26 protein-coding genes and 2 pseudogenes are annotated in these 26,307 nt (G+C 53.6%); 13 read left to right on the forward strand and 15 right to left on the reverse strand.

The window, feature by feature from the left end; genetic code table 11:
- Positions 1 to 54: 54 nt before the first annotated feature.
- Together OM794_RS16885 and OM794_RS16890 are read left to right on the forward strand one after the other, a co-directional pair.
- Positions 55 to 1,413, forward strand: a complete 1,359-nt coding sequence (locus OM794_RS16885) for an NCS1 family transporter (protein WP_226247829.1) — start codon at positions 55 to 57, stop codon at positions 1,411 to 1,413.
- 27 nt (positions 1,414 to 1,440) lie between these two features.
- Positions 1,441 to 2,910, forward strand: coding sequence for an NCS1 family nucleobase:cation symporter-1 (locus OM794_RS16890; protein WP_226247831.1), 1,470 nt, complete (start codon positions 1,441 to 1,443; stop codon positions 2,908 to 2,910).
- 488 nt (positions 2,911 to 3,398) lie between these two features.
- On the opposite strand, the gene OM794_RS16895 is transcribed toward OM794_RS16890, so the two are convergent.
- Entirely contained in the window at positions 3,399 to 3,932 is a 534-nt protein-coding gene (locus tag OM794_RS16895; RefSeq protein ID WP_226247833.1) for a hypothetical protein, read from the reverse strand.
- Between the two features lie 107 nt (positions 3,933 to 4,039).
- On the opposite strand from OM794_RS16895, the gene OM794_RS16900 reads away from it, so the two are divergent.
- The 3 genes from OM794_RS16900 (at position 4,040) to OM794_RS16910 (ending at position 5,419) form a co-directional block, all read left to right on the forward strand.
- The gene (locus OM794_RS16900) at positions 4,040 to 4,756 is read left to right on the forward strand and encodes a hypothetical protein (protein ID WP_226247835.1); all 717 of its coding nucleotides are present in this window, start codon (positions 4,040 to 4,042) and stop codon (positions 4,754 to 4,756) included.
- A 160-nt stretch (positions 4,757 to 4,916) separates the two neighbouring features.
- Positions 4,917 to 5,159 (forward strand): type II toxin-antitoxin system Phd/YefM family antitoxin, encoded by a 243-nt coding sequence (locus tag OM794_RS16905; RefSeq protein WP_226247837.1) that lies wholly within the window; start codon positions 4,917 to 4,919, stop codon positions 5,157 to 5,159.
- Positions 5,156 to 5,419 (forward strand): Txe/YoeB family addiction module toxin, encoded by a 264-nt coding sequence (locus OM794_RS16910; RefSeq protein ID WP_226247839.1) that lies wholly within the window; start codon positions 5,156 to 5,158, stop codon positions 5,417 to 5,419. The genes OM794_RS16905 and OM794_RS16910 overlap by 4 nt, the downstream gene beginning before the upstream one ends.
- A 193-nt stretch (positions 5,420 to 5,612) precedes the next feature.
- Here the strand turns inward: OM794_RS16910 and OM794_RS16915 are convergent.
- Positions 5,613 to 5,744 (reverse strand): annotated as a pseudogene (locus OM794_RS16915) (TA system antitoxin ParD family protein); the annotation flags it as partial.
- Between the two features lie 142 nt (positions 5,745 to 5,886).
- Between OM794_RS16915 and OM794_RS16920 the strand changes: the two are divergent.
- The 5 genes from OM794_RS16920 (at position 5,887) to OM794_RS16940 (ending at position 7,740) form a co-directional block, all read left to right on the forward strand.
- Positions 5,887 to 6,219 (forward strand): type II toxin-antitoxin system RelE/ParE family toxin, encoded by a 333-nt coding sequence (locus OM794_RS16920; RefSeq protein ID WP_226247843.1) that lies wholly within the window; start codon positions 5,887 to 5,889, stop codon positions 6,217 to 6,219.
- Between the two features lies 1 nt (position 6,220).
- Positions 6,221 to 6,508, forward strand: coding sequence for a NadS family protein (gene nadS, locus OM794_RS16925; RefSeq protein WP_053856996.1), 288 nt, complete (start codon positions 6,221 to 6,223; stop codon positions 6,506 to 6,508).
- A 94-nt stretch (positions 6,509 to 6,602) separates the two neighbouring features.
- Positions 6,603 to 7,034 (forward strand): acetyltransferase, encoded by a 432-nt coding sequence (locus tag OM794_RS16930; RefSeq protein ID WP_226247845.1) that lies wholly within the window; start codon positions 6,603 to 6,605, stop codon positions 7,032 to 7,034.
- 155 nt (positions 7,035 to 7,189) lie between these two features.
- Positions 7,190 to 7,444 (forward strand): type II toxin-antitoxin system ParD family antitoxin, encoded by a 255-nt coding sequence (locus tag OM794_RS16935; protein WP_226247847.1) that lies wholly within the window; start codon positions 7,190 to 7,192, stop codon positions 7,442 to 7,444.
- Positions 7,444 to 7,740, forward strand: a complete 297-nt coding sequence (locus OM794_RS16940) for a type II toxin-antitoxin system RelE/ParE family toxin (protein WP_226247849.1) — start codon at positions 7,444 to 7,446, stop codon at positions 7,738 to 7,740. Before OM794_RS16935 ends, OM794_RS16940 begins: the two co-directional genes overlap by 1 nt.
- A gap of 70 nt (positions 7,741 to 7,810) precedes the next feature.
- On the opposite strand, the gene modF is transcribed toward OM794_RS16940, so the two are convergent.
- Both modF and ilvC read right to left on the reverse strand, forming a co-directional pair.
- Positions 7,811 to 9,298 carry a molybdate ABC transporter ATP-binding protein ModF gene (gene modF, locus OM794_RS16945; protein WP_226247851.1) on the reverse strand — a complete coding sequence of 496 codons (1,488 nt, stop codon included), beginning with the start codon at positions 9,296 to 9,298 and terminating at the stop codon, positions 7,811 to 7,813.
- A 123-nt stretch (positions 9,299 to 9,421) separates the two neighbouring features.
- Positions 9,422 to 10,893 (reverse strand): annotated as a pseudogene (gene ilvC, locus OM794_RS16950) (ketol-acid reductoisomerase).
- Between the two features lie 207 nt (positions 10,894 to 11,100).
- On the opposite strand from ilvC, the gene ilvY reads away from it, so the two are divergent.
- On the forward strand, positions 11,101 to 11,979 hold the full coding sequence (gene ilvY / locus OM794_RS16955) for an HTH-type transcriptional activator IlvY (protein WP_226247854.1): 879 nt from the start codon (positions 11,101 to 11,103) through the stop codon (positions 11,977 to 11,979).
- Positions 11,980 to 12,009: 30 nt separating this feature from the next.
- On the opposite strand, the gene OM794_RS16960 is transcribed toward ilvY, so the two are convergent.
- From OM794_RS16960 to uraH, 3 genes are read right to left on the reverse strand one after another with little or no spacing between them, the layout of a single operon-like run.
- Positions 12,010 to 12,756 (reverse strand): GntR family transcriptional regulator, encoded by a 747-nt coding sequence (locus tag OM794_RS16960; protein WP_226247856.1) that lies wholly within the window; start codon positions 12,754 to 12,756, stop codon positions 12,010 to 12,012.
- 15 nt (positions 12,757 to 12,771) lie between these two features.
- Entirely contained in the window at positions 12,772 to 13,974 is a 1,203-nt protein-coding gene (locus tag OM794_RS16965) for a urate hydroxylase PuuD (protein ID WP_226247858.1), read from the reverse strand.
- Positions 13,975 to 13,989: 15 nt separating this feature from the next.
- Complete coding sequence (gene uraH / locus OM794_RS16970; protein WP_226247860.1) at positions 13,990 to 14,343, reverse strand: hydroxyisourate hydrolase; 354 nt, start codon at positions 14,341 to 14,343, stop codon at positions 13,990 to 13,992.
- Between the two features lie 137 nt (positions 14,344 to 14,480).
- Between uraH and uraD the strand changes: the two genes are divergently transcribed.
- Positions 14,481 to 15,020: a 2-oxo-4-hydroxy-4-carboxy-5-ureidoimidazoline decarboxylase gene (gene uraD / locus OM794_RS16975; protein WP_226247862.1), complete on the forward strand. Its 540-nt coding sequence runs from the start codon at positions 14,481 to 14,483 to the stop codon at positions 15,018 to 15,020.
- Positions 15,021 to 15,139: 119 nt separating this feature from the next.
- Here the strand turns inward: uraD and OM794_RS16980 are convergent, their stop codons facing one another.
- The 3 genes from OM794_RS16980 to OM794_RS16990 all read right to left on the reverse strand — a co-directional run bounded on the left by OM794_RS16980 (position 15,140) and on the right by OM794_RS16990 (position 17,174).
- Positions 15,140 to 15,496: a phasin family protein gene (locus tag OM794_RS16980; protein WP_226247864.1), complete on the reverse strand. Its 357-nt coding sequence runs from the start codon at positions 15,494 to 15,496 to the stop codon at positions 15,140 to 15,142.
- 179 nt (positions 15,497 to 15,675) lie between these two features.
- Complete coding sequence (locus tag OM794_RS16985) at positions 15,676 to 16,365, reverse strand: glutathione binding-like protein (protein WP_088701984.1); 690 nt, start codon at positions 16,363 to 16,365, stop codon at positions 15,676 to 15,678.
- 116 nt (positions 16,366 to 16,481) lie between these two features.
- The gene (locus OM794_RS16990; RefSeq protein WP_226247865.1) at positions 16,482 to 17,174 is read right to left on the reverse strand and encodes a glutathione S-transferase family protein; all 693 of its coding nucleotides are present in this window, start codon (positions 17,172 to 17,174) and stop codon (positions 16,482 to 16,484) included.
- Positions 17,175 to 17,551: 377 nt separating this feature from the next.
- On the opposite strand from OM794_RS16990, the gene OM794_RS16995 reads away from it, so the two are divergent.
- A complete protein-coding gene (locus OM794_RS16995; RefSeq protein WP_088701983.1) occupies positions 17,552 to 19,243 on the forward strand; it encodes an L-lactate permease in 1,692 nt (563 codons plus the stop codon).
- 79 nt (positions 19,244 to 19,322) lie between these two features.
- Here OM794_RS16995 and OM794_RS17000 read toward each other — a convergent pair whose 3' ends face one another.
- The 5 genes from OM794_RS17000 to OM794_RS17020 form a co-directional block, all read right to left on the reverse strand.
- The gene (locus OM794_RS17000; protein WP_226247866.1) at positions 19,323 to 19,847 is read right to left on the reverse strand and encodes a gamma carbonic anhydrase family protein; all 525 of its coding nucleotides are present in this window, start codon (positions 19,845 to 19,847) and stop codon (positions 19,323 to 19,325) included.
- A 34-nt stretch (positions 19,848 to 19,881) separates the two neighbouring features.
- Complete coding sequence (locus OM794_RS17005) at positions 19,882 to 22,884, reverse strand: FAD-binding and (Fe-S)-binding domain-containing protein (protein WP_226247867.1); 3,003 nt, start codon at positions 22,882 to 22,884, stop codon at positions 19,882 to 19,884.
- 18 nt (positions 22,885 to 22,902) lie between these two features.
- The gene (locus OM794_RS17010) at positions 22,903 to 24,114 is read right to left on the reverse strand and encodes a pyridoxal-phosphate-dependent aminotransferase family protein (RefSeq protein WP_226247869.1); all 1,212 of its coding nucleotides are present in this window, start codon (positions 24,112 to 24,114) and stop codon (positions 22,903 to 22,905) included.
- A gap of 101 nt (positions 24,115 to 24,215) precedes the next feature.
- On the reverse strand, positions 24,216 to 25,403 hold the full coding sequence (locus OM794_RS17015; RefSeq protein ID WP_226247872.1) for a CaiB/BaiF CoA transferase family protein: 1,188 nt from the start codon (positions 25,401 to 25,403) through the stop codon (positions 24,216 to 24,218).
- Between the two features lie 37 nt (positions 25,404 to 25,440).
- Positions 25,441 to 26,247: an enoyl-CoA hydratase/isomerase family protein gene (locus OM794_RS17020; RefSeq protein WP_226247874.1), complete on the reverse strand. Its 807-nt coding sequence runs from the start codon at positions 26,245 to 26,247 to the stop codon at positions 25,441 to 25,443.
- Positions 26,248 to 26,307: the final 60 nt, after the last annotated feature.

The raw sequence follows: 26,307 nt of genomic DNA on the forward strand, positions 1-26,307 counted from the left end.
GATTCCAAATACCCAAGCTGCCAATAAAACCGATAATCTTGCGAGGACGACATCATGAGCGCTTCACCCTCGGCTCTTGCGTCAGAAGAACGATACGGTGCTGGATCAAAAGCACTAGGGGCAGAAAGCCTGGCCCCGCAACACACCCGGATTATGGGGCGAGGCTCCTATTTTCTGGCCTGGTTCGGCGGCTGCGTTTCCATCGGCACCTTTGCCATGGGCTCAAGCGTGGTCGGCACCCTGAACCTGTTACAAGCCACATTGGCCATTGCCATCGGCTGCTTTGTGATCGGGATAGCCCTGGCCATTAACGGGGCCGCAGGCTACAAGTACGGCATTCCGTTTATGGTGCAGGCGCGCAGTGCCTTCGGCTTTACCGGCACCCGCTTGCCGGGGCTAGTGCGCGCGGTGCCTGCAGTAGTGTGGTACGGCTTTCAAAGCTGGATTGGCGCAGGGGCACTCAATATGGTGTCGGCCACCCTGTTCGGCTTCGACAACCTTATCTTCTACTTTATTACCTTCCAGTTTCTGCAAATTGGCCTGTCGGTGATGGGCTTTCAGGGCATCAAGTGGTTAGAGAATATCGGCAGCGCCTTTATTCTCGCCTCACTGATGTATATGTTCTACGCTACGGTGCAGCGCTACGGCGATGAACTTTCCGCCAGCCTGCTGACCATGGAGGGCTCCTGGGGCATGCCCTTCTGGGGCGCAACCATGCTGTTTCTGGGCATCTATAGCACCATGATGCTCAACGTGAGTGACTACTCCCGCGAGCATAAAAAGGGCACGGCGCAGAGCCTGCTGACCACCATCTACGCCATGTCGATTCTGCCCTGCACGCTGTTTATGGGCTTGATCGGCTATATGGTTTCGCAAGCCACTGGCACCGCTGACCCTATCCAGGTGTTCGCCAACGCCGTGGACAACACCCCACTGTTAATGACCACCCTGCTGTTCATCGCCTTCGCTCAGGTGACCACCAACGTGCTCAACAACGTAGTGCCACCGACCTATGTGCTGATGGACATCTTTAAGATCAAGTTCTCGATCGCCACCGTCATCGTTGGCTTGCTGGCCTTCGCCACCTTCCCCTGGAAACTGGTGCAGCCGGGTTCCGCGGCCGGCCTGCAGCTGTTTGTGCAGACCTACTCCGCCTTTTTAGGCCCTATCTTCGCCATTCTGGTGGTCGATTATTATGTGATTCGCCGCCGCACGCTGGATATCGACAAACTGTATGACGTCAACGGCCCTTACCAAGGCGTTAACCTAGCGGCGTTTATCGCCACCGCTATCGGTATTGTGGCCGCGCTCTCTTTCTCGGCGATCTCGTGGTACGCCAGCCTGATACCCGCAGGCGTCAGCTACTACCTGCTAATGAAGTACTGGGCACCCTGCCAGCGCTTTAGTCAGTAACCCCTTTGCCAACTGCGAGCCAATACAATGAAAGAGAGCAACGACGTTAGCGATCTGGACATTAAGCACATTGATCCAACGCTCTATAACCAAGACCTTGCCCCGCTTAAACCCCAGGATCGTAACTGGGGCGCGTTTGAGATATTTAACGTCTGGTCTAATGATATCCAGAGCCTGTTTGGTTACACCCTGGCGGCCTCGCTGTTTTTAACCTACGGCCTGAACGGCTGGGCGGTCATGGCGGCGATTATTCTGGCGGGCGTTATCGTGATGTTTCTGGTCAACCTCACCGGTAAGCCCAGCGTTAAATACGGCATCCCCTTCCCGGTCATGGTGCGTGCCAGCATGGGGATACGCGGCGCTAACCTACCCGCAATGCTGCGCGCCATCGTGGGAATCTTCTGGTACGGCGTGCAGACCTACTTCGCCTCCACCGCCGTCACCCTGCTGATTACGGCATTTTTTGGCGCAGGCAATGGCAGCACCTTCCTGGGGCTTTCCGGCGTAGCCTGGGTGTCGTTTGTGATTGTGTGGCTGTTTCAAATCGCGATTTTCTGGCAGGGCATCGAGCGCATTAAGCACTTTCTCAACTGGGCAGGCCCGCTGGTCTACGTGGTGATGCTGGTGCTGATGGTCATTGTCTGGTTCCAGGCAGGCAGCGAGCTGATACCCGCCATTGGCACTATTTTTAGCGGCGACAGTGAAGCCAGCGGCAGCTCAATCGCCGCCTTTATGGCGATTGTCGGCACCATGGTGGCGTATTTCGCGGCGGTGGTGATTAACTTCGGCGACTTCACCCGCTTTGTAAAAACCGAACGCCAGATGAAGCTGGGTAACCTGCTGGGCTTGCCGCTTAACGTGGCATTCTTCTCATTTATCGCGCTGATTATTACTGCGGGCACCCTGGTGCTGTTTGGCGAAGCGCTGACCAACCCCACCGATATCGTGGAGCGAGTGGATTCATTACCGCTGACGATTGTCGCCGCCCTCACCTTCTTTGCCGCCACGGTGGGCATCAACCTGGTGGCCAACTTTATTCCCCCGGCCTACGATCTGGCCAACCTGTTCCCCAGTAAAATCAGCTTCAAGATGGGCGGCCTGATTACCGCGGTAATCGCGTTCTTCGTCGGCGCGCTATGGCTTTCCGTCATCAGCCAGATTGGCGTTCCCGGCTTTGTAAATGCGTTAGGTGCCGTCGTCGCGCCCTTCTACGGCATTATCGTAGTCGACTACTACCTGATTAAGCGCCAGCACTTAAACATGCAGGAGCTATTCTCATCAGCACCGGGCAGCGCCTACTACTACGTAAACGGCTGGAACACCCGCGCCCTTATCGCCTTTGGCGTGGCAGCACTGTTCTCACTCTCTACCGTTTTAGTACCCGCGCTTTCGGCCCTTGGAGGCTTTGGCTGGATGATTGGTGCAGCGCTGGGCGGGTTGTTCTACTACGGATTGATGCGGCAGTTTAAGGCTGCGCCTGTGCTGGCTGAGCAGTAGACAAGCAGGTCGCAACTAGCTGATTAGAAGCACATACCAGCGCCATCGGTTTTGCCGATGGCGCTTTTTTTGGTCGCGGGCTGACGTGGCCAATTGAGAACCTGCCTGCATCCTCTCACAGCTCTACCAAGCAGCGTATTGTGCGGTATCAAAACTCAGCGGAATGAGATATTTTCGATTTGTAGTGCGCGTTTTTCTGGTAGGCTCAAGGGATCATGTGCTTATTTTTCTGAAAAGCATTTGATTAAAACATTCAAAAATAACATGTTATATGTGTTTATGCGCAAGTTAAAAAGTGAACTGGAATGTTTATGCGCGTGCGTATTTTTCTGGCAGCCTTTATCAGGACAAAGTGAGCATTTTCATTTTATATCAATCACTTGAGAATTAATGGTGCATTTTGGGTTTCCAGGAAAACGCGCATGCGTATGAATAAGTTGTTATGTTTCCTTTACGCTGCTTTGATAGCCAATAGAGCTCCGTAGAATTTAGCTTCCAGCAAGCATCTCTTTCACTCGTTTGATGCCTTCATGGGTTAATTTGTATTTTTTGCGTGCTTGCTGGCTGTTTCCTGATTTCTTAGTTTGCATCACAAGTGCTGGCTTTCTACCTATTAAGCTCGACATAGCGCTGGTGATGTTTGTAACCCCATGTCCCAAGTGTTTTAACTCCTTGTTGATTCTCTGGGAGTCGAAATCAGCCTGTCCCTCAATTACTTGGAACCAGTACCCTACTATTAGTGCTTTTTCGGGATCATTAGCCGGTATAGAGGCCGTATACAAATCAGCTATGTCTGAATAAGACTGTCCGCTAGCTTGTTTTTTATCATCCTCACCTTGCTGATCCTCTTCTTCCATTACAGGTGCAGTGGGTTGCTGCACAATATGGATGTCCGCTCCAAATCGGTCTGAAGCCCAGCGTAGAACGCGCCCACAGGAGGTTTCGTCCAACGGGGTTAGGGCTTCAGCAACAGCTTTCATTGCTTCTATCTCGGCTAGTGGGTCTGTGCTCTTATCCATCATGGAGGCTCTCTCTTCAGCTAATGTTGATAACTAATGACTCCAGTTTGCACATGAGCTCATGTGTGTCAATATATGAATTCATGTGGTGCATGATTTGGAGATTCACCTTGTTGAACCAGCTAGCCCTTAAAGAGATTATCGCCAACCCTGAGATTGACAAGAAAGACAAAGTGCTGGCTTGTCTAGCGGTTGATGTGTCGAGTGCCAAACAGGTAAAGAAGATCAAGCAGATTGGCGTAAACGCTGGTTTTACGGGAATCAAAACGTTGAACGTTTCTTCTATCCTATCCAGGCAAGCGGGAAAAACATTGAAGAGTCCCTCGGGATGGGAGCTAACGAACCCAGGTAGAGCCCACATTAAGCAACTCGGTGGTGGCCCGGTAATTCAATTGTCGTCAAGCCTGCGCGCTCTGCTTGCGAATATTCAAACCGACAACACTAAAGCCTTTGTTGAAGAAGCGATTGAATGCTTTGAGGGGCACCATTATAGAGCGGCTGTTGTGCTCGCTTGGGTGGGAGCAGTTGCTGTTCTTTATGATCACGTGGTTCAGAACAACCTATTAGCTTTTAATAGTGCGGCGTCTAAAAAAGATCCAAAGTGGAAGCCCGCTAAAAACACGGATTATTTAGCACGAATGAAAGAAGCTAATTTTTTGGTGGTATGTGAGTCGGCATCAATAATCGGGAAAAGCGTGAAGCAAGAGCTCGAAGGTTGCTTAACATTCAGGAACGGTTGCGGCCATCCCAACACTCTAAAAATTGGCGAAAATAGAGTTTCGGCTCACATAGAAAGCTTGATAATGAACGTTTATGCTGTGTTCTAGCCAAAACATAACAATTGCAGGCACAGCGACACCCTTTTCACTGCACCTTCGGCTCCACTCAAAAGGCGCGCGTGCTGCAGGCGTTATACGTACGTTCGCCTTGACGTACGTGCGAAGCAACGTACACTTGGTTAAGAATTGAACACGCTAGAGGTGCGTCATGACCGGAATTACAGCCACTGAGGCGCGCAGCAATCTTTACCGGTTGATTGATGAGACTGCCGAGTCTCACCAACCCATCGTCATCATGGGGAAGCGTAACAGTGCCGTCTTGGTATCCGAAGAAGATTGGTCGGCCATTCAGGAAACGCTTTACCTGCTTTCTGTACCCGGCATGCGGGAATCGATTAGTGAAGGGATGAATACCCCTGTAGCTGAATGCGATGAGGAGCTGGACTGGTGACATGGAAGTTGGCTTACACCAAGCAAGCTCAGAAAGACGCAAAGAAACTTGTTTCCAGCGGCCTCAAGCCAAAAGCCCAGGAATTGTTGGCACTTATTGCAGAAGATCCCTACCGCAAGCCGCCTCCGTTTGAGAAGCTCATTGGTGATCTTGCGGGAGCCTATTCACGACGCATCAACATTCAACATCGTCTGGTTTACCAAGTGCTCGAAGACGAGCGAGTGGTGAAAGTTTTGAGGCTATGGAGCCACTACGAATAATGCATAATCAGCCGCTAATTTTTCCACTGCGTTAAGGCTGTAGAAAATCCCACTGACGGCTAAGGTTTTGGTAGGATCGAAAAAACAGACGAGGAGTGGTCAGCATGCCGCGCTTCAAGGCTTATAACTATGATCAGAACGCCATGGTGGTGATCAACTACCAAGATTAGCTCCTGCCAAGCACCGCGGGGGAATTGCCTTCGATCATTTCGCCTACTTTTTCCCAATGCTCGATTTGTTTGGATGTCGTTCGATCGAGCGCTTTAGCTATAAGCTCTAATTTATCAATTAGCTGCTGGTCTAAACATATGCTGTTGGTGGCCATTTACAAGCCCCTCTTAGAACCCCCATTAGCTGTAGCAAGGCGCCACAAATGAGGCATCTGTAACAATACACTGTTGTCTGGCTTCTTTTCAGACCCTTATCGTTGCTTGACTGCTATAATCCAATGGATTACTCTTGAATCTATGCAGACCATTGTCGAACTTCCTGAATTTATCAAGCGAGCGTCAAGCCTTCTCAAGGCTGAGGAAAAGATGAGTATTGTTAATTACTTAGCTTTTCATCCTCAAGCTGGGGACATCGTGCAAGGCACGGGAGGTATTAGGAAGCTTCGCTGGTCGGCGCAGGGTAAGGGTAAAAGTGGTGGGGTAAGGGTTATCTACTACTATCACAATGGAAGCGTACCGCTGTTCCTTTTGACCGTTTTCGGCAAAGGCGAAAAAGCGAATATCTCAAAGTCCGAACGTAATGAACTGAGCAAGCTTACCAACCTGTTGCTTGAAAGATATGGTGATTAATATGAGTAGCGCATTTGCAAGTATCAAGCAGGGCCTGGATGAGGCCATTGAATACTCCAACGGGCAGGTGGGAAAAGCGATCGTGCATGAGTTCGGGCCAGTAGAGGTCAAGAAGATACGTTCCAAGCTGGGTATGTCGCAGAACGAGTTTGCCTCAGCCTTTGGAATCAGCGTCAGTACGCTGCGACATTGGGAGCGTGGTGACCGAGCGCCTCACGGCCCCGCCCTAGTGCTATTGAACGTCGTATCTAAAGAGCCTCAAGCCGTATTAAAGGCGCTTAGCGCGTGAGATAAAAATGCTAACGCTGCGCACAACGGCGGCTGCGCCTCCATTGCAAGGGCGCCGTTGTGCGCAGCGTTAAATTTTCGATCGAGCTTTAGTGATGAAAATTGAGACCGTAGAAAAAGCAGATCACCTTAAGCTGCTAGAAATCTGGGAAGCCTCGGTCAGAGCAACCCATGATTTTCTAGCTGAAGAAGATTTACAAGAGTTAAAGCCGTTAATCTTGGAGCAGTATTTTAACGCCGTTGATTTAAGGTGCGCTAAAAATGGTCATGGTGAAATCCAAGGGTTCTGCGGCGTTCATGACGGTAATATTGAGATGTTGTTCATTGCACCAGATGCGCGCGGAAAAGGCGTTGGTGCCATGTTAGCTGCCAATGCTATCGATGAGCAGGGAGCGTCAAAGGTCGACGTCAATGAACAGAATGTTCAGGCGCTTGGTTTTTACCAGTATATTGGCTTTAAAGTGACAGGTCGCTCACCGGTCGATGGGCAGGGTAAAGCCTATCCACTGTTGCATATGGCGCTATAAAAAATTTTACAAGTCCAGCCACGGCGACGTCTTGTTCGTTGCGGCTTCGCCTTCACTACAAAGTAGCGCGTGCTGGCCGCAATAAGAGGAGCATTGATTCAGGAGGTGGGTGAGTATGATAATATCACACCTTTCCCATGTTAGGAGTATCAGCCATGAGCATGCACCGGAAAACCATCACGCTGACTGAACAGCAAAATGGCTGGGTGAAAGCCCAGATTGAAAGCGGCCACTTTGGCAACGATAGTGAATACATCCGCGATCTCATCCGAAGGGATCAGCAGGCCAAACAACGTCTTGCCATACTGAGGCAAGCCCTCGTTGAGGGTGAGTCAAGCGGGAACCCGACCCCCCTGGATATATCGGCTATTAAGGCGGCTGGCCGTAAGCGGATCAAGGCGGTTGATTAGTGCTTGAATTGAATGTCACGCCAAAGGCGGAATCAGATCTCATCGGAATTTGGGTGTATACCTGTGAGGAATGGGGCGTTGATCAGGCGGATAATTACCTGAATCGGCTTGAGACCGGCATGAAACGGCTGATTGATCATCCATCACTTGGCGCGAACTACGACCATGTTTTTTCTGGGTATCGCAGATTACAGGTCGAGCACCACGCTGTTTTTTATCAACTGCATGAATCGAAAGTGCTCGTTGTTCGTGTACTTCACCAGGACATGGATGCACCGGAAAGGCTTCTAGAGTAGTGGGGCATCTTTTTTAGCTAGTCATAAACAGGCCTCTCCTTTCGATGCATAACGCGAGCGGAGGTTACAACTAGTGATTCTTCTCCAGCGCCAAATGATTGTCTATTTCTTTTATTTTGTCTTCCGTGTGGTGATTGACGTAGAGCACCGTAGTCTCTTTCCCTGCACAAATTTTCTCAATAAGCGCTAGCACCAGTTGGCGGTTCATATCGTCGAGGCCCAGGCAGGGCTCATCCAGGATCAACAGCGGCGGGTGTTTCACCATGGCACGGGCGATAAGTAGCAGACGTTGGTCGCCGTAGGAGAGCTTGTTAAATGGCTGATCGGCGCGCTCTTGCATGCCGAGTAGTTCGAGCCACTGGTCGGCGATTTTTTTCTGGTGATCGGTGGCTTTTGTGTATACGCCGATGCTGTCGTAGAAGCCGGAAATAATCACGTTTTTGCAGCTGGTGCTGACGCGATACTCCCACTGCAGGGCAGTGGAGACATAGCCGATAAACTGCTTGATCTGCCAGATGCTTTCGCCGTTACCGCGTTGGAAGCCAAACACAAAAATATCATTGGTATAACACTGGGGATGATCCCCCGTGATCAAAGACAACACGCAGGTTTTACCGCTGCCGTTGGGGCCGCTTAGTTGCCAGTGCTGGCCCTGCTCTATCGTCCAATCGAGCTTATCGACAATCACGGTATCGCCGTATTGGATCGTTGCTTGCTTGAGTTTTACTAACGGCTGACTGGGGTCGAGAGCGGGTAATTTAGTCGCTGGGTCGGCCTCGGGCAGGCTTAGGTCGGTGGTTTTCAAATGCAGCAATTGGTAAAGCTCATTGAAGGCGGCTTCGTCCTGACGGTCTACCGTGAACGCTAACCGTCCACTATCTCCTCGTTTCTTATCCCCTCTCTTTTTCTCCAAGCGCTCTTTATCCAGATAGGCAATATGGGTGATGAAGTCCGGCATTTCATCAAAGCGATTCAGCACCATCACCATGGGAACGGTATCGATGATGGAGGCGAGATGCGCTTGCAGCATAGCGAGGGTGTCGACGTCCAAGCCATCAAACGGCTCGTCTAAAATCAGCAAATCCGGCTTGCTCGACAGAGCGCGAATCAGCATGACCTTGCGGGTTTCGCCAGTGGAGAGCTTACGAAAGGCTCGGTCGAGTAGTGTGGTCAGCCCGAACTTTTCGACCAGCTCGCTTGCGAGTTCAGGGTCTTGGCACTGCTCGAAAATCATTTCTCTAACGGGGGTGCCGAGTGAAATGACGTCCATGATATCGGCGTCGTCTTTTTTCAGCTCTTTGGCGATAAGCTCGGCCTGCGCTTCGAAAGAGACCAACCCAACGTTTTTGGGCAGCCCTTGAACACTGCCCGTTTCAATCTTACCCACGCCCGCCAGCGCCGCCGCGAGAGCCGATTTGCCTGAGCCATTGGTGCCCGTGATGACCCAATGTTGGTGGGGTTCGATGATCCAATCAATCTCGCTTAGGGTGAAGCGATCATCAAAACTGATCGTCGCTTTGTTTAGCTGAATACGCTCTAAGCGGCTTGAAGGCTCCATCAATGTGTTCCTTATTGTTTGGAAAAGGTCAGTGTTCGCATGCAATGAGACAAAAAAGCCGAGCATATCGTGGCGATATCTCGGCTTTTAGATGACTTAGCGGTCTACCGTTTAATCAGCCGATTAAACGATCTTCTTCATGTCCGCCATATGGCCACGCAGCACTGCGCCAACGGCTTCTACCGGGTGAGCGCGAAGCGCATCATTAACTTCGATCAAGCGGGCGTTATCAACGCCGTTGTCGTCCAGATCCAGGCCTTTACCGATAACGTCGGACTTGATGCCCTTCATAAAGTCAGCCAAGAGTGGCACACAGGCATGGTTGTAGAGGTAGCAACCGTACTCCGCTGTGTCAGAGATAGTCGCGTTCATCTCGTACAACTTTTTACGCGCAATGGTGTTGGCGATCAGCGGCGTTTCGTGGAGCGACTCGTAGTAAGCAGACTCGGCGATAATGCCCGCCGCCGTCATGGTTTCGAAAGCCAGCTCAACGCCCGCTTTAACCATCGCCACCATCAAGATGCCGTTGTCGAAGTACTCCTGTTCGGTAATTTCTACGTCGCCCGCAGGCGTTTTCTCGAAGTTGGTTTCTGCGGTTTCTGCACGCCATTTTAGCAGGTTAGCGTCATCGTTCGCCCAGTCTTCCATCATCGTTTGCGAGAAGTGGCCGCTCATGATGTCGTCCTGGTGCTTGTTGTAGAGCGGACGCATGATCTCTTTTAGCTCTTCAGCAAGATCAAAGGCTTTGATCTTGGCCGGGTTAGAAAGACGATCCAGCATGTTGGTCACGCCGCCATATTTCAGTGCTTCCGTGATGTTTTCCCAGCCGTACTGGATCAGCTTAGCGGCGTAGCCAGGCTCAATGCCCTCTTCGATCATTTTGTCGAAGCAGAGGAGAGAACCGGTTTGCAACATGCCGCAAAGGATCGTCTGTTCACCCATCAGGTCGGATTTAACTTCGGCGATGAAAGAGGACATCAACACGCCAGCTTTGTGGCCGCCAGTGCCCACTGCATAGGCTTTTGCCAGGGCAAGACCTTCGCCTTTAGGATCGTTGGCTTCGTGAACAGCGATCAAGGTGGGAACGCCAAAACCACGCACGTATTCGGCGCGAACTTCAGAACCCGGGCACTTGGGCGCCACCATGATGACGGTTAAGTCATCACGGATTTTCATGCCCTCTTCTACGATGTTGAAACCGTGGGAGTAAGAGAGGCAGGCGCCCTCTTTCATCAACGGCATGACCGCTGTCACAACAGCAGTGTGCTGCTTATCAGGCGTTAGGTTCAAAACGACGTCGGCCGTGGGGATCAACTCTTCGTAGGTACCGACTGTAAAACCGTTTTCGGTGGCGTTTTTCCAGGACTGACGCTTTTGCTCAATGGCTTCAGGGCGCAGTGCGTAAGAGACGTCCAGGCCGCTGTCGCGTAAGTTCAAGCCCTGGTTAAGGCCTTGAGCGCCACAACCGATCACAACCATTTTTTGCCTTTCAGTGCTTCTACGCCATCGGCAAATTCAGAGCTATACATGAAACGGCATTTGGCAAGTTGCGCCAGTTGCTCGCGGAGCGGCAGCGTATTGAAGTAGTTAGCCATCGTTAGCATCCTAATATGTTATGAGCACAACATCGATGTAAGGCACATCAATGCTAAAACCGGTACTTAAAAGAGTGACACAATCGCCAGATGCGAGATCCAGCGTTATGTGAGTAAGGTTAATCTACCCAAAAACGACCATTTCTTAAATTGATATATTTGCAACAGCATGTCCCTTTTTTGCAAAACTCAATTAGTATGACAGTCATGAATTTTAAAATCTTAAAACAGTTCCTGGCCTTGGCAGAAACCCTGCATTTTGGTCGCGCCAGCGATGAGTGCTACGTCAGCATTTCTGCCCTGTCGCGCAACATCCGGCATTTGGAAGAGGAGCTGGGGGTGTCGCTGTTTAACCGCGACAACCGTACCGTGGTGTTGACCCAGGAGGGGCAAAAGTTTCTCAAGTACGCCCGCGATGCCAGCAGCCAATGGCATTTGATTCGTCATGAATTGACGGACAATCCTGATCAATTAAGCGGTGAAATCAGCCTGTATGGCTCCGTCACCGCCAGCTACAGCTTTTTGCACGAGCTGCTGCGCCGCTTCCGTATTGCCTACCCGATCATTGAAATCAAGCTGCGCACAGGGGATCCAGAACACGCTATTGCCCATGTCCTGGACGGTAAAGAGGATCTTAGCATCGCGGCCCAGCCTGCCAACTTGCCGCGTGGCTTGGCGTTTAAATCCATTGCCACGTCGCCTTTGCTGTTTATTGCGCCCCTTGAGCAGCAGGTACCTAATGTGCCAACGAGCACGCCAACCACACCGGCAGAGTGGGCGAGCATCCCGATGATTCTATCGGAGAGTGGTGTCTCCAGAGCCCGTGTGGATGAGTGGTTTCGCCAGCTGGATGTTTCCCCACGCATTTATGCCCAGGTCACCGGTAATGAAGCCATTGTGAGTATGGTGAGTTTGGGCTTTGGCATTGGCGTGGTGCCAAAAATCGTCCTCGACAACAGTCCATTGGTAGATCGCATCCGTGTGCTCGATGTGACGCCGGAGCTGGAGCCCTACGATATTGGCTTGTTTACCTTAAAGAAAAACCTAAAAAACCCGTTGGTCGACGCGTTTTGGCGCTTGATGTAAGAGCGCGGCTTTAGCGATCAGAAACCACCCTTACCCGCCAAATATCTGCTGCAGATCCGGTGCGCTCTCCTCCTCTTCGACCATGGAGAGCGAGGCTTCGATGGCTTTTAGGTGGCGACTCATAAAGGCTTTGGCACGTTCGCCGTTGCCTGCCTCGAGGTAGCCGATCAGATCGTCGTGGTCGTGGGATTCGCAGCCCAGATGACCGCGGTGGCCGTAGACGGCAAGAATCAGCGAAGAGCGGGAGCATAGCCGTTCGACGAACTCTGCCAGGGTGGCATTGCCAGATAACTGCGCTAAACGCACATGAAAATCGGCCGATAGCCGGATGGCCACGCTCTGTTGGCCGCTGCGCAGCGCCTGGCGCTCCTGGCGGGCCATTTCGCGCAGTTCTGCCGCCTCTTTTTCACCCATGCGCCTCGCCACATCGGGCATTAACCCGCACTCGATCAACTGGCGGGCATCGAATACGTCTTTGGCCTCGTCGGCGGTGGGACGGGTAACACTGGCGCCGCGGCGCGGGGTTAGCGTAACGAGTTGCTCTAGCGCCAGACGCTGGAGGATTTTACGAATACCGGTGCGGCTAATGCCAAACACATCCGCCAGCGCATCTTCGCGCAGCCGTGCGCCGGGCTTCAGCCGCTGCTCGACGATCGCATCGCTCACCGCACGGTAGATTGCCTCGTGGCGCTCATCGCCCTCTTTGCTCTCTTTTTTACTCTCTTTGCCTTCTTTAACAAGAGCACGCCGCTTTTCCGGCACCTGCGCATCACTCATAGCTAGCCTCTCTGATTACTCCTCCCAAGCGGCAATGATATCGCGCTCTTCATCGCTCATGTTGGTCATATTGCCTAACGGCATATAGCGGCTGGCCACCACCTGCTGAATTTGTGCTTTATGGCCCAGAATCTCATCCCAATTCTCAAACGCAAACCCAGCGGGCGGCGCTGAGAAACCGGCATGTTCCGGGTTGCGTGCATGGCACTGCACGCAGTGCTGCTCAATCAAACCGGTGATCTGTGCCTGGTCGGGCCCTTGGGCGCCGCTATCACTACCCGTTGACGAAGCACTCGGTGCAGCCACCCAAAACGCTAGCAGAATAAGCCCTACTCCAAAGGCTGGGTAGGCGGGCTGGGTTTTGCCTGCGTGCATTAAAACAAAGAATTGCCGTATCAAGGCACCGGCAAAGATAAACAGCACCATCACCACCCAGGCAAGCTCGTGGGAGTAGATAAACGAGTAGTGATTACTCACCATTAGCAAAACGACCGGCAGCGTGAAGTAGGTGTTATGCACCGAGCGCTGCTTGCCGCGCTTGCCATCCAGCGGGTTTGGGGCATCGCCTACTTTCATGGCTTTTACCATGCGGCGCTGACCGGGGATGATCCAGAAGAAGACGTTGGCTGACATCGCCGTCGCCATCACGGCACCAGTGAGCAAAAAGGCGGCGCGCCCGGTGAACATCTGCGTGCTTAGGTAGGCCACTACGACCATCATGACAGCAACTGCGATGCTGAGCAGGCCGTCGCGATCCATATTGGGGCTAATGCGCTTGCACAGCTCGTTGTAAACCACCCAGCCGCCCAGCAAAAATGCCAGCGCCAGCAGGTTGGCCTGCCAGCCGGTCAGATTAGCGGCCCACTCCCAGGGGCTATTGGGGTTTACCAAATAGAAGCCCGGATTGACCATGTAGAGAATCACAAACAGCGCGAAGCCGGAAAGCCAGGTGGTGTAGGCTTTCCAGAATGACCAGTGCAGATCATTAGGCAGCTTGGCAGGCGCCGTGGCGTACTTCTGGTTGTGGTAGAAGCCGCCGCCATGCACCGACCACATTTCTCCAAACACGCCCTTTTCGCGGTCTTCCGCTGCCTTCGGCGAGCGCAGGCTGTTGTCCAGCATCACGAAATAGATCGACTCGCCGATCCAGGCGATGGCCGCAATGACATGCAGCCAGCGCAGCAGCAAATTAACAAAATCGATTAGATACGCTTGCATAACGGGAGTCCCCTATCAGCTACCGCGGTAAGTTGAGTAGCCATAGGGCGAGAGGAGTAGCGGCACATGATAGTGCTGGCTGGCATCAGCGACGCCAAAACGCAGCGGGATAATGTCTAAAAAGCGCGGCTCATTAGCCTCACTACCTTGGGCACGCAGGTAGTCGCCGGCATGGAACACCAGCTCATACTCCCCCACCGTTAGCGCATCGCCCTCTAGAATAGGTGCATCGCAGCGGCCGTCGCTGTTAGTGACTACGGTACTGAGATGTTGGCGCTCATTACGGGTAAGGCGGAATACTTCGATAGTAATCCCCTGGCCTGGCTGACCTTTGGCGGTATCCAGAACGTGGGTGGTTAAGCGTCCCATAGCCACTCCTTATTGATAGCGTTGTTTGACCAATTGGTCAAAGAGTACCTTTGATGCTATTTGTTGTATACAGTAATTCCATCCCCGCACATTGTGAATCAACGACGCTTTAACATTGCCCGCTTTGGAGAGTGCCAGTGCCAACATCCCAGCCGTTACTGCTTTCACCCGCGCCCAGTAAGTGCAGCCTTGAAATGCTTACCCACCACTATGGGGATGTGTTTGAGCATTCACCCTGGGTGGCCGAAGCCGCCTGGCAGAACGGTCTCACTGAGGCTCACGATAGCCCCGATGCACTGGCTGAGCTTATGGGGCTTATGTTGCAGCAGGCGAGCAGCGAACAGCAAATCAGAGTGATTCAAGCGCACCCTGACTTGGCGGGCAAAGCGGCTATGGCGGGTGAACTTACTCAAGACTCAACCAGCGAACAGGCAGGCGCCGGGCTGGATCAGTGCAGCCCCGAGGAGTTCGCGCGCTTTGAGGCGCTTAACACGGCGTATAAGGAAAAATTTGGCTTCCCCTTTGTCATTGCCGTTAAAGGATTGGATCGGCATGCCATATTAGCGGCTTTCGAGGAGCGCCTGAACAACGATGGGGCCACCGAACGGCAAACGGCCATTGAGCAAATCATCCGTATTGCACGTTTTCGCTTAATTGATCGGGCGACAAAATCCTAGTTTTTAAAAAACGCTTTAAACAACAAGGGATAAACACTCATCTTTGTATACAAAAGCGCCGCGTCCCTTGGGGCGCGGCGCGATTCAGCGATATTAGTTTTCGATGACTGCCTATTCAATTACTGCTTGGCCGTCTCTACCGCTTTCTTAGTGGTTTCTTCTGCTTGCTTCTGGCTCTCTTCAGCAAAACTTTTGCTAATAGAAGTGACTTTTTCCGTGTCGCCTTTTACTCGCTCCATGAAATCGCTCGCCGTTTTCTGCTGGCTTTCCAGCGCTTTTTTGAAGCTGTCGGGGTCTTTGACGTCAAGCCAGGTGCGCGCTTGCGCAATCGCCATATCCGAGTAGGCACGGGCGGCATCCATCTGGGCACTGAACAACTGGTCATAATAATCTAGCGCGGTCAGTGTATAAGAGCGCATCGGTGAAACAAAAACGGACTCGAACTGCTGCTTGGTTTTATCAGTTGCTTTATTCATCATAATACCTCCAAGAGTGAGCTAGCACATAAACGCGCCTGATTAGACGGGTCTTACTCAGGGTTTTGCCTTTGCTGTCTTTAAAGCTAGCAGTGCTTTTTGTGCAGCGCAACATGATTTTTCCTCATGCTGCGCATGCTCACTCGCAGATCAAGAATAAGGCTGACGGTAGCCGGCTACTAGCGGTTACCGAACAAGTGCTTACGCGCCTGCTCGTCCATTTCCACCCCTGCCTGGGGGTTAACGTCTTCGACCAATGCGTAAGCCCGGCGCACCGCTGGGCGTGCTTTGATCATCTCAAACCAGCGCTCTAGGTCGGGGAATTCCTCTATGGTTTGACGCTGCTTTTCCCAAGGCACAATCCAGGGGTAGATCGCCATATCGGCAATTGAGTAGTCGTCGCCTCCCACATAGGTGTGGTGCGCCAGTCGTTGGTCTAACACGCTGTAAAGCCGGTTGGTTTCACGCACGTAGCGCTCAATGGCGTACTCGATCTTTTGCGGTGCATAGTGGCAAAAATGGTGGTTTTGGCCTGCCATCGGCCCTAAGCCGCCCATTTGCCAATGCAGCCACTGCAATACGATATAGCGTTCGCGGCCTGCAGCGGGTAAGAAAAGGCCGCTCTTGTCGGCCAAATACTCAAGGATTGCGCCCGACTCAAACATCGACAGCGGCTGGCCGCCATCCTGCGGGGCGTGATCGACAATAGCTGGAATGCGGTTATTGGGGGCGATAGTGAGAAACTCAGGATCGAACTGCTCGCCTCGGCCAATGTTAATCGGCTTTACTCGGTACGCCAGCTTGGCTTCTTCGAGCATAATGGAGATTTTATGGCCATTAGGTGTTGTCCAGTAATACAGGTCAATCATTGCCATCTCCTTGACGAAAGCGTTGATACTCTCACGATGAGAGTATCACGCTTTCAAATTTATCAGGCGATACGATAGCGTACCGCCGCGGTGTAGCTATATCACTTCGTTGACACTTATATATCGCGTACGGTTAGGGCACTCGCGGCAGCGCCGTCATGAACGCTGAGCATGCGCTTAAACCACTCATCCACTGGGTCGCCAGGTTCGATAAGTTGCTGTGTCGACACGACACACGCCCACATCATGCTGCCAAACAGCAGGTAATCTGAACCACTGGGAGAATTACCGTCTAAAAATGCGCTCTCCCGCAGCATGTCACGCACCGGTGCCAGCACCTGCTTCAGCTGCTGCTTCCCTTGCTCGGGCTGATGGAACTCTTCCAGCGTGCAGCCAAACCGCGCCTCGCGGGTTTCACGGAAATAGGCACGGTCATCTGGATGAACGGCGGCGAATAAGTCCATGGCAATCGTGCGAAAGAGCGCAGGATTGACGCTGCGCTCTACAAAGTATTTGAACAGCAATACCCGCTGATAGCTGACGCCCTCCCCCAGCACGGGCGCCTCGGGATACGCCTTATCCAGGTAGCGCATGATCTCAAAACTGTCGGTCACCACCCGATCGCCGTCGCAAAGTACCGGCACTTTGTCGTAGTCGGCGAATGCCAGCGCTTGTTTATCCAGAAAGCGCCACGCCACGGTAGTGTATTTCAGCCCTTTATGGGCAAGCGCCATGCGTACGCGCCAGCAGTAAGGTGAAAAACGTAGCCTTTCGTCCCGGCCGCAAAGATCATAAAGAGTCATTGTCACTGCCATAACCTCCTTGTGGTTGATCATAAGGTGTAAAAGCACGTCAGTTGGTAACAATGAGCTTAAGCCTGCTATGACGCAACTAGCGAGCCCTGTACTTATACTTTTGCTGACAACTGTACTGTCTATTAGTCTAATGACTCAGCGCCTTTAGTCTCTCTTTCTCGATCAAAAAAATAATTTAAAAACATATACATAAACAATTATAGCCTTGCCAAATCAGCCACCAAAAAGGCCTCGCAAGTGGTAAGACCAATTTTCCAATGTAGTCATATGGTTAGCCGAAACGTATCTTTCACCTACATCCGACTGGCGACACAACCGCCAGACGGTTATTGCGGAGCATACCAAATCAATAACAAGGGGCAGTTCCTTCCATGAACGAGACGATACTTGCACTTCTGGCCTTCCTGCCGCTGCTGCTGGCCGGTATTTTGCTCATCGGGTTTAAAATACCTGCCAAGATAGCGATGCCAATTGTTTTCCTGGCCGCCGCCATTATTGGCTTAACCGCTTGGGATATGTCGTTTAGCCGCGTGGCGGCATCAACCATTCAAGGTTTGATTCAGACCGCTGGTCTTTTGTGGATCATCTTTGGCGCCATCCTGCTGCTTAACACCCTAAAGCACTCCGGCGGTATTACCGCTATTCGCAACGGCTTTTCAGGCATTAGCCCTGACCGTCGCGTTCAGGCGTTGATTGTTGCCTGGCTCTTTGGCTGCTTTATCGAAGGCGCTTCAGGCTTCGGTACGCCAGCCGCCGTTGCCGCACCGCTGATGGTCGCTCTTGGCTTCCCAGCGCTGGCAGCGGTGGTCGTGGGTATGATGATTCAATCAACGCCGGTTTCCTTCGGTGCAGTAGGCACGCCTATTGTGGTCGGTGTAGGTAGCGGCCTGGATCGTGCTGGTATTAGCGCCGAACTCGACTCGGTAGGCTCTAGCTGGGATGTCTTCTTCCAGCTTGTGACCAGCGAAGTGGCGATTACGCACGGTATCGTGGGTATTTTAATGCCGCTGATTTTGGTCACCGTGATGGTGCGCTTCTTTGGTGCTAACAAATCGTGGAAAGAGGGATTGTCGATTACCCCTTTCGCCATCTTTACCGGTATTTGCTTCGTAGTGCCTTACATGCTGGTAGGCGTGCTATTGGGCCCTGAATTCCCTTCAATGATCGGCGCTATGGTGGGCCTGGCCATTGTGGTTCCCGCTGCCAAACGCGGCTTTTTGATGCCAAAAGACACTTGGGATTTCCCCGAGTCCTCCTCTTGGCCAGACGAGTGGATCGGTAACCTGCAGATCAAGCTTGAAGACGTTGTTGGTAGAGCGCCTATGTCTACTTTCAAAGGCTGGGTACCCTACGTACTGCTGGCACTCTTCTTGGTGGCCTCACGCACCATCGAGCCGTTGCGTAACGCGCTGACCTCGATCAACCTCAGTTGGAATAATATCCTTGGCGAAGCGGGCGTAAGCGGTGGCGTTCAGCCGCTCTATCTGCCGGGCGGTATTATTATTGCCGTGGTCATCGTCACCTACTTCCTGCACCGTATGAACCCGCAAAAAATCAGCGCCGCGGTGTCTGAATCGACCAAAACGATTTTTGGTGCCGGCTTCGTATTGATCTTTACCGTGCCGATGGTGCGTATTTTGATCAACTCCGGTGTCAACGGTGCGGATCTTGTCTCGATGCCGGTGATGATGGCCCAGGCAGTGGCCGATAGCGTGGGCGGCATATATCCCTTCTTTGCCCCAGCAGTCGGCGCGATGGGCGCCTTCATTGCAGGCTCCAACACGGTATCCAACCTAATGCTGGCGGAATTCCAGTTCAGCGTTGCTGAAACGCTGGGGCTTTCCACGGCCATGATGGTGGCGCTACAGGCAGTCGGTGCGGCGGCGGGTAACATGATCGCTATCCATAACGTGGTCGCCGCATCCGCCACGGTCGGGTTGCTGGGCCGCGAGGGTGCAACGATCCGTAAGACGATTCTGCCCACCCTCTACTACCTCATCTTTACCGGTATCATCGCGCTGGTTGCGTTCTACGTCATTGGCGTTACGGATCCATTGATGTGATATGAAGATGCAGTCGTTAGCGCTACGTTAGAAGCACAAACCCCCAGGCCAAGACCTGGGGGTTTGCTGTTTAACGCCCCTAACCGATCCGTTTTAGCTCTTGGCTATGGCGCTTACCCCGCTCGACATAGCCCTGGGCATTCTTCTTCATACCCGCCACCGCTTCCTCTGAAAGCTCTCTAACGACCCTGGCAGGTGAACCTACAATTAATGAGTTGGGCGGAAACACCGCGCCCTCTTTAATAAAAGCACCAGCACCGACCAGGCTATTCTCCCCAATCACCGCGCCATTGAGCACGACGGCCTGGATACCGATTAAGCAGCCATCGCCCACAGTGCAGCCGTGAAGCATGGCTTGGTGCCCAACCGTCACGCCTTTGCCAACTTTGAGCGGAAAACCGGGGTCAGCGTGAAGCACGGCGCCATCCTGAATGTTGCTCTCTTCGCCCACTTCAAGGTGATCACTATCACCACGCAGCACGGCCTGATACCAGACGCTAGCGCGGGATTTTAACGTTACCTGGCCGATAACATCCGCGGTTTCGGCAATATAGACATCGTCATGGATGTTGGGCTGATGCTCGCCGTATTGGTAAATGGCCACGTAGACCTCCTGGGTTATTATTGGTGTGCCGCGTTCAGGCTAGCGCTTGTTCCAGCAATCGAGCAACGTGAATCGCCTCGCGGCCACTTCCATCGTGAATCTGATGGCGACAGCTGGTGCCATCGGCAATCAGCACCGCATCGCTGTCTGCTTTGCGAATAGCAGGCAGTAGCGACAGCTCTGCCATTTTTATAGAGGCATCGTAGTGCTCTGCTTCATAGCCGAAGCTGCCCGCCATTCCACAGCAGGATGACTCAATGGTTTCGACCATTAGTTCCGGTATCCAGCCCAGCACCTGCTCGACGGGACGCAGCGCATCAAACGCCTTTTGATGGCAGTGGCCGTGTAGCATAGCCCGTTCGTAGTTTAGCGGCTTAAGTTCAAGGGGAAGCTGATCCGCCGCACGCGCTTTGACCAAAAACTCTTCAAACAGATAGGCGGATTCCGACAGCGCTTCCGCTTCTTCGCCAAAGCCGTACTGCAGAAACTCATCACGCATGCTGAGCAAACAAGAGGGCTCCAGGCCTACTATCGCCACACCGCGCTCTACAAACGGCATCAGGTACTCAAGGGTACGCTTGGCCTCCGCTTTGGCTTTATCAAACTGCCCGGAAGAGAGGTAGGTACGCCCACAGCAGAGTGGCCGCTGTCCCTTGGTCACATTGAGATGTACGCGGTAGCCCGCCGCTTCCAGCACCCGCTTGGCCGCTTTGGCGTTATCGCCTTCCATATAGTTATTGAAGGTATCCACAAACAGCAGCACTTCCCGCTCAGAGGTGACTGGCTGCCGAGATGCTTCGGCACTGGCGAGGAAATTACCGTTAAATACCGGCAGCGAGCGCTGGGGCGCCAGCTTTAACGCCTGCTTGATCTGCTTAGCCAGAAACGGCAGGCGCTCAACGCCGTTGACCAGTGCTGAAAACTTGCTTGCCCAGGGCGCGTAACGCGGCATTTCACCGACCATCCGATCACGCAGCGATAAGCCTTTAACACGGGCACGGGCGGTGCGCGCCTCTATCTTAAACTTGGCCATATCCACGCCCGTGGGGCAGTCACGCTTGCAGCCCTTGCACGACACGCAGAGATCCAGCGCCTCTTTCACATCGTCGCTGGCCAAACCTTCATCACCTAGCTGCCCCGAGAGCACCAAGCGCAGCGTATTGGCTCGGCCGCGAGTCAGGTGCTGCTCATCTTTCGTTACACGGAAGCTGGGGCACATGGTGCCCGCGTCAAACTTGCGGCAGTGGCCGTTGTTGTTGCACATCTCCACCGCCATGGCCAAACCATGGGTGGCATCGCCGCCGGAACCTGGCGCGGTTTGCTCGCCCGTTAACGGGTCGCGCTTAACGTTCCAGGCGGACCAGTCAAACACCGGGGTAAGCGGAATGGTGGTGTAACTCTTCGGAAAACGAAAATAGCGCTGGTCGTCCATTTTGGGCGTATCGACGATTTTGCCCGGGTTAAACAGGTTCTCAGGGTCAAATAGCTGCTTTATTTCGCGGAAGGCATTGTTGACCGTTTCGCCAAACTGCCATGCTACCCACTCGCCACGGCAGAGGCCATCGCCATGTTCGCCGGAGTAGGCGCCTTTGTATTCACGCACTAACGCAGAGGCCAGCTCGGCGATTTCACGCATTTTCTCCGCGCCATCCCGGCGCATATCGAGAATTGGCCGCACGTGTAGCGTGCCGACGCCTGCGTGGGCGTACCAGGTACCCTCCGTGCCGTAACGGTTAAATACCTCTGTGAGCTTATCGGTGTACTCGGCTAGGTGTTCAAGCGGCACTGCGCAGTCTTCGATAAAGGAGACCGGCTTACCGTCGCCCTTCATGCTCATCATGATATTGAGTCCGGCCTTACGCACGTTCCATAGCGCTTTCTGCTCGGCGGCTTCGGGCATATCCACCACGCTGCCCGGCAGGCCTAAATCGCCCATTAGCTCATTAAGCCCGCGCAGTGCCTCAAGCTGCGCTGCGTGGTCGTGACCGGCAAACTCCACCAACAGAATCGCTTCCGGCTTGCCGATTAGCGCTTTTTCAATGACCGGGCGAAACGCGGGGTTCTCCAGCGACAGTTCGATCATGGTGCGGTCAACCAGCTCCACCGCCGTGGGGCCAAGTTTGACGATATGCTGGGTAAAATCCATCGCCTGATAGAAGGTCGGGAAGTTCACCACCCCCAACACTTTCTGCTCGGGCAGTGGTGACAGTCTGAGTTTGATGCGTTGGCTTACCCCTAGCGTACCTTCCGACCCCACCAGCAAGTGGGCCAGGTTGGCGTGGTGGTCTGGGTCGTAGGGCATCGGGTTCTGGCAATCGAACAGATCAAGGTTGTAGCCACCCACACGACGCAACACTTTGGGAAAGTGATCGCGAATTTCCGGACCTACGCGCTCGGCAATCGCCCTCACTTGTTGGGCGAGGTGCTGCTCCCGCGAGCCTTGTGCGAAGTTGTCAACGAAACCAAAACTCGCCGCGCTGCCGTCAGCCAATAGTGCGTCCACACCCAGCACGTTGTGCACCATATTGCCGTAGAAGATCGAACGCGAGCCACAGGAGTTATTGCCCGCCATACCGCCGATGGTGCACTGGGCGCTGGTGGAAACGTCGACTGGATACCAGAGCCCATGGGGTTTGAGCCAAGCGTTGAGATGATCCAGCACCATGCCGGGCTCGACCACCACGGTGCGCGCCTCGACATCGAACGCAACCACTTGATTAAGCCAGCGGGTGGTGTCGATCACCAGCGCTTCGCCGACGGTTTGGCCACACTGGCTGGTACCCGCACCCCGGGCCAAGATGGGCACCTTGGCATCACGAGCAATATCCAACGCTATTTTCAGGTCTTGCTGATGGCGTGGAATCACCACGCCCACCGGGGTCACCTGATAAATGGAGGCGTCGGTTGCGTAGCGCCCACGGGTTGCCCGATCAAACAGCACCTCTCCCGCCATTTCTCGGGATAATCGCTCGGCGAATTCGCCGAGCGGTTTAATCTTGGCATCACGGGACGGGTGTTGGTTCGTCAGAGACGTCATATGGCTCTCCCCCGTCGTTTAGCGCTTGCCTGCGTTTAGCGGGTTAGCCGCAAAGTAGTCCAGCGCTGCCGTCACGCCGCTGCCTTTGAGATTAACGCCGGACAGCTTCATGCCCGCTTCACACCCCCCCAGGGTGGCAATCAGCGTAAGGTCGTTGCAATCGCCCAAGTGGCCAATACGGAACATTTTTCCTTTGGCCTTGCCCAGCCCCATGCCTAATGAGAGGTCAAAGCGCTCATGGATAATCTTGCGCACCGCATCTGCATCGACACCTTCAGGCATTACTACGCCGGTCAGCACCGGCGAATAAACGGCCGGATCCAAGCACTGAATCTCAAGCCCCCACGCCTCTACCGCCGCGCGAACCCCAGCGGCCCAGCGCTGGTGGCGGGCCAGCACGTTGTCCATGCCTTCATCCAGCAGCATATCCAGCGCTTCATTCAGGCCGTACAACAGGTTGGTGCTGGGTGTGTAGGGCCAGTAGCCATTCTTGTTGGCTTCGAGAATTTCATCCCAAGCCCAGAAGCTTTTAGGTAGTTTTGCCTGCTGGCTGGCTTCAATCGCTTTTGGCGAGAGCGCGTTAAAGCTAATGCCCGGTGGCAGCATCAGGCCCTTTTGGGAGCCGGAGACGGTGACATCAACGCCCCACTCATCATGGCGGTAGTCGGCGCTGGCCAACCCGGAAATGGTATCGACAATCAACAGCGCGGGGTGGCCCGCGGCATCAATGGCTTTACGCACGGCGGCAATGTCGCTGGTCACGCCGGTCGAAGTCTCGTTATGCACCACACAAACCGCTTTAAGCGCGTGGTTGGTATCCTCTTTCAGGCGTGCTTCGATCATGTCCGCCTGAACACCTTGGCGCCAGCCTTCGTAGCCCGGCAAGCCCAGAAACTCAGGCTGAATATCCAACCGTAGGGCCATTTTGTGCCACAGCGTGGCGAAGTGGCCGGTCTCAAACATCAGTACCTTATCGCCCGGTGACATGGTATTGGCCAAGGCAGCTTCCCAGGCACCGGTACCGGACGCCGGGTAGATAATTACCGGGTTCTCGGTTTTGAAGATTTTTTGAATTTTGCTCAGTAGCTCAAGCCCTAACGCACCAAACTCAGGCCCGCGATGGTCGATGGTGGGTAGGCTCATCGCCCGCAAAATACGGTCTGGCACCGGCGAAGGGCCAGGAATCTGCAAAAAGTGACGGCCGGATGGGTGAAAATTAAGCTTTAACATGATGAGGTTCCTGTTTGTTGTTGTCAGGCTAAGCGCTGGCTCTGTCGATTAGCGTTATTCAAAATGGATAATGAATGCAATTTCTCACATCAAAAAAAGCACTATTTGATGCATCCCTCAGCACGTAACGCATCAAGCTCAGCGCCAGAGAACCCTAAGCTTTCGAGTACTTCATCGGTGTGCTGGGCAAAAAGCGGCGCAGGGCTGCGAATTTGCGACGGTGTCGCTGAGAATTTGCTGGGAAATCCGATGGTTTTCATTTTTCCGATGACCGGATGCTCCATCTCCTGCACCATGCCCCGTGCTAAGTAGTGTTCATCCTGCATCGCTTGGGCGAAGTCATTGATTGGCCCGGCGGGCACTCCCGCGCGGTCACACAGTGCTAACCACTCATCGACGCTTTTATCCGCCATCAGCTCTTCCAGCAGCGCTTCCAGCGCTTCAACGTGTTGACCTCGATCCTGATTGGTAATAAAGCGTGGGTCTTGCATGAGCTCTTCGCGCTTTAAGACATCCTGACAGAAGCGCTCCCAAGTGCGCTGGTTGGCGCAGCCGAGCATCAAAAAGCCATCGCTTGCTTTGACTGCTTGATAAGGGGCGGAGACGCGGTGGCGCCAGCCCGTTGGCCCTGGCACGGTGCCTTCCGAGAAGTAAGCCGCCGTTTCCCAGGTAAACCAGGGCAAACCACACTCGGTGATGGCGATATCGATATGCTGCCCGGCGCCGGTTTTCATCTTGTGGATACAGGCGGCAAGAATCGAATACACCGCGGTTAAGCCACCGCCAATATCGTAAACCGCGATACCGGTTTTCAGTGGGCGCTTGCCCTCCTCCCCGGTCATCGACATCAAACCTGTCATGCCCTGCGCGACCAGATCAAAGCCCCCTTTGTGGCTATAAGGCCCGGTTTGGCCATAGCCTGAAATGGAGCAGTAGACGATGCCAGGGTTGATGGCTTTGATCGTGTCGTAGTCGATCTCAAGCGACTTGGTCACCCCAGGCCGGTAGTTCTCGACAATGACATCGGCATCAGCGGCCAAGCGGTAGAAGATTTGCCGCGCCCGCTCGTCTTTAAGATTGAGCGATATGCTCTTTTTGTTGCGGTTAATCTGCGAAAAACAGGTCGACTCGCCGTTGACGTAAGGGCCCATTTGGCGGCTATCGTCCCCGCCGTTGAGCTTCTCGACTTTGATGACTTCGGCGCCCATATCGGCCAGCACCATGGTGCAGTAGGGGCCTGCCATAATCTGTGATACATCGAGCACTTTTATATCTTGTAGGGGAAGCATACGCTCTCCTCCTAATGTGAAGTTTTAAACGCTAACGCTAGTGGCCAGACCACTCAAAGGGCGTTTTATTGACAAACTTATCCACCGCCGCGGCGAAATCCCGGCTCATGTAGCAGGTGGTTACCCAGTCGTCGCTAGCCTCTGCTGGGAGTCTTCGCTGCTCTATCGCCCGGCCAATCAGTGCCTTACTGGCCTGCAGCGTCAATGGCGCGCGCTTGGCAAAGGCTTCCGCCAGCGCAGCCACTTCGGCGTAAATCGCATCAGCGTCAAACAGCTGATTTATCAGGCCCGCCGCATGGGCTTCGTCAGCACCAAACAACCTCGCCATCATCAGCGCTTCTTTAGTGCGTGCAACGCCAAGCATGTCGATCATGCGAGTAACATTGTTAATCGAGAGCGTATTGCCCAGTGTTTTGGCAATCGGCACGCCAAATTTCAGCGCTGGTGTGGCGTAGCGAAAGTCACACACCAGCGCAATCGCCGCACCGCCACCGACACAGGCGCCTTCAATCAGCGCCAGGGTTGGCTTGGGAAAGGTTTCGAGTTTGCCCACCACACGGTCAATGCGCCGCTCATAGCCAATCGCGTCTTCAGGCGTCGAAAAGCCGGAAAACTGGCTAATCTCGGTACCGGCCACAAAGGCTTCACCACCCACACCGTGAAGCACCACGGCATACACAGTGTCATCCTCGGCCAACTGGTCGCAGTGCTTCTCCAGGGCGTCGTACATCTCCCAGGTCATGGCATTGCGGCTCTGGGGACGATTGAAGCCTACCCAGGCCACGCCATTGCGAACGGCGAATGTAACGCTGTCGACGAGTTGTCGTTCGTTTGTGCTGTTCATCAGTTTCTCCTTTCTGCCGCGCGCTGCCGGGCGTTAGAACCCGACTTAGCACGCCCACAT

Source organism: Halomonas sp. BDJS001 (genome assembly GCF_026104355.1).
Lineage (GTDB): Bacteria > Pseudomonadota > Gammaproteobacteria > Pseudomonadales > Halomonadaceae > Vreelandella.

Coding starts and splice junctions, on each gene's coding strand:
- OM794_RS16885 (WP_226247829.1), top strand. CDS start 55: ATGAGCGCTTCACCCTCGGCTCTTGCGTCAGAAGAACGATACGGTGCT.
- OM794_RS16890 (WP_226247831.1), top strand. CDS start 1,441: ATGAAAGAGAGCAACGACGTTAGCGATCTGGACATTAAGCACATTGAT.
- OM794_RS16895 (WP_226247833.1), bottom strand. CDS start 3,932: ATGATGGATAAGAGCACAGACCCACTAGCCGAGATAGAAGCAATGAAA.
- OM794_RS16905 (WP_226247837.1), top strand. CDS start 4,917: ATGACCGGAATTACAGCCACTGAGGCGCGCAGCAATCTTTACCGGTTG.
- OM794_RS16920 (WP_226247843.1), top strand. CDS start 5,887: ATGCAGACCATTGTCGAACTTCCTGAATTTATCAAGCGAGCGTCAAGC.
- nadS (WP_053856996.1), top strand. CDS start 6,221: ATGAGTAGCGCATTTGCAAGTATCAAGCAGGGCCTGGATGAGGCCATT.
- OM794_RS16930 (WP_226247845.1), top strand. CDS start 6,603: ATGAAAATTGAGACCGTAGAAAAAGCAGATCACCTTAAGCTGCTAGAA.
- OM794_RS16935 (WP_226247847.1), top strand. CDS start 7,190: ATGAGCATGCACCGGAAAACCATCACGCTGACTGAACAGCAAAATGGC.
- modF (WP_226247851.1), bottom strand. CDS start 9,298: ATGGAGCCTTCAAGCCGCTTAGAGCGTATTCAGCTAAACAAAGCGACG.
- ilvY (WP_226247854.1), top strand. CDS start 11,101: ATGAATTTTAAAATCTTAAAACAGTTCCTGGCCTTGGCAGAAACCCTG.
- OM794_RS16960 (WP_226247856.1), bottom strand. CDS start 12,756: ATGAGTGATGCGCAGGTGCCGGAAAAGCGGCGTGCTCTTGTTAAAGAA.
- OM794_RS16965 (WP_226247858.1), bottom strand. CDS start 13,974: ATGCAAGCGTATCTAATCGATTTTGTTAATTTGCTGCTGCGCTGGCTG.
- uraH (WP_226247860.1), bottom strand. CDS start 14,343: ATGGGACGCTTAACCACCCACGTTCTGGATACCGCCAAAGGTCAGCCA.
- OM794_RS16980 (WP_226247864.1), bottom strand. CDS start 15,496: ATGAATAAAGCAACTGATAAAACCAAGCAGCAGTTCGAGTCCGTTTTT.
- OM794_RS16985 (WP_088701984.1), bottom strand. CDS start 16,365: ATGATTGACCTGTATTACTGGACAACACCTAATGGCCATAAAATCTCC.
- OM794_RS16995 (WP_088701983.1), top strand. CDS start 17,552: ATGAACGAGACGATACTTGCACTTCTGGCCTTCCTGCCGCTGCTGCTG.
- OM794_RS17005 (WP_226247867.1), bottom strand. CDS start 22,884: ATGACGTCTCTGACGAACCAACACCCGTCCCGTGATGCCAAGATTAAA.
- OM794_RS17010 (WP_226247869.1), bottom strand. CDS start 24,114: ATGTTAAAGCTTAATTTTCACCCATCCGGCCGTCACTTTTTGCAGATT.
- OM794_RS17015 (WP_226247872.1), bottom strand. CDS start 25,403: ATGCTTCCCCTACAAGATATAAAAGTGCTCGATGTATCACAGATTATG.
- OM794_RS17020 (WP_226247874.1), bottom strand. CDS start 26,247: ATGAACAGCACAAACGAACGACAACTCGTCGACAGCGTTACATTCGCC.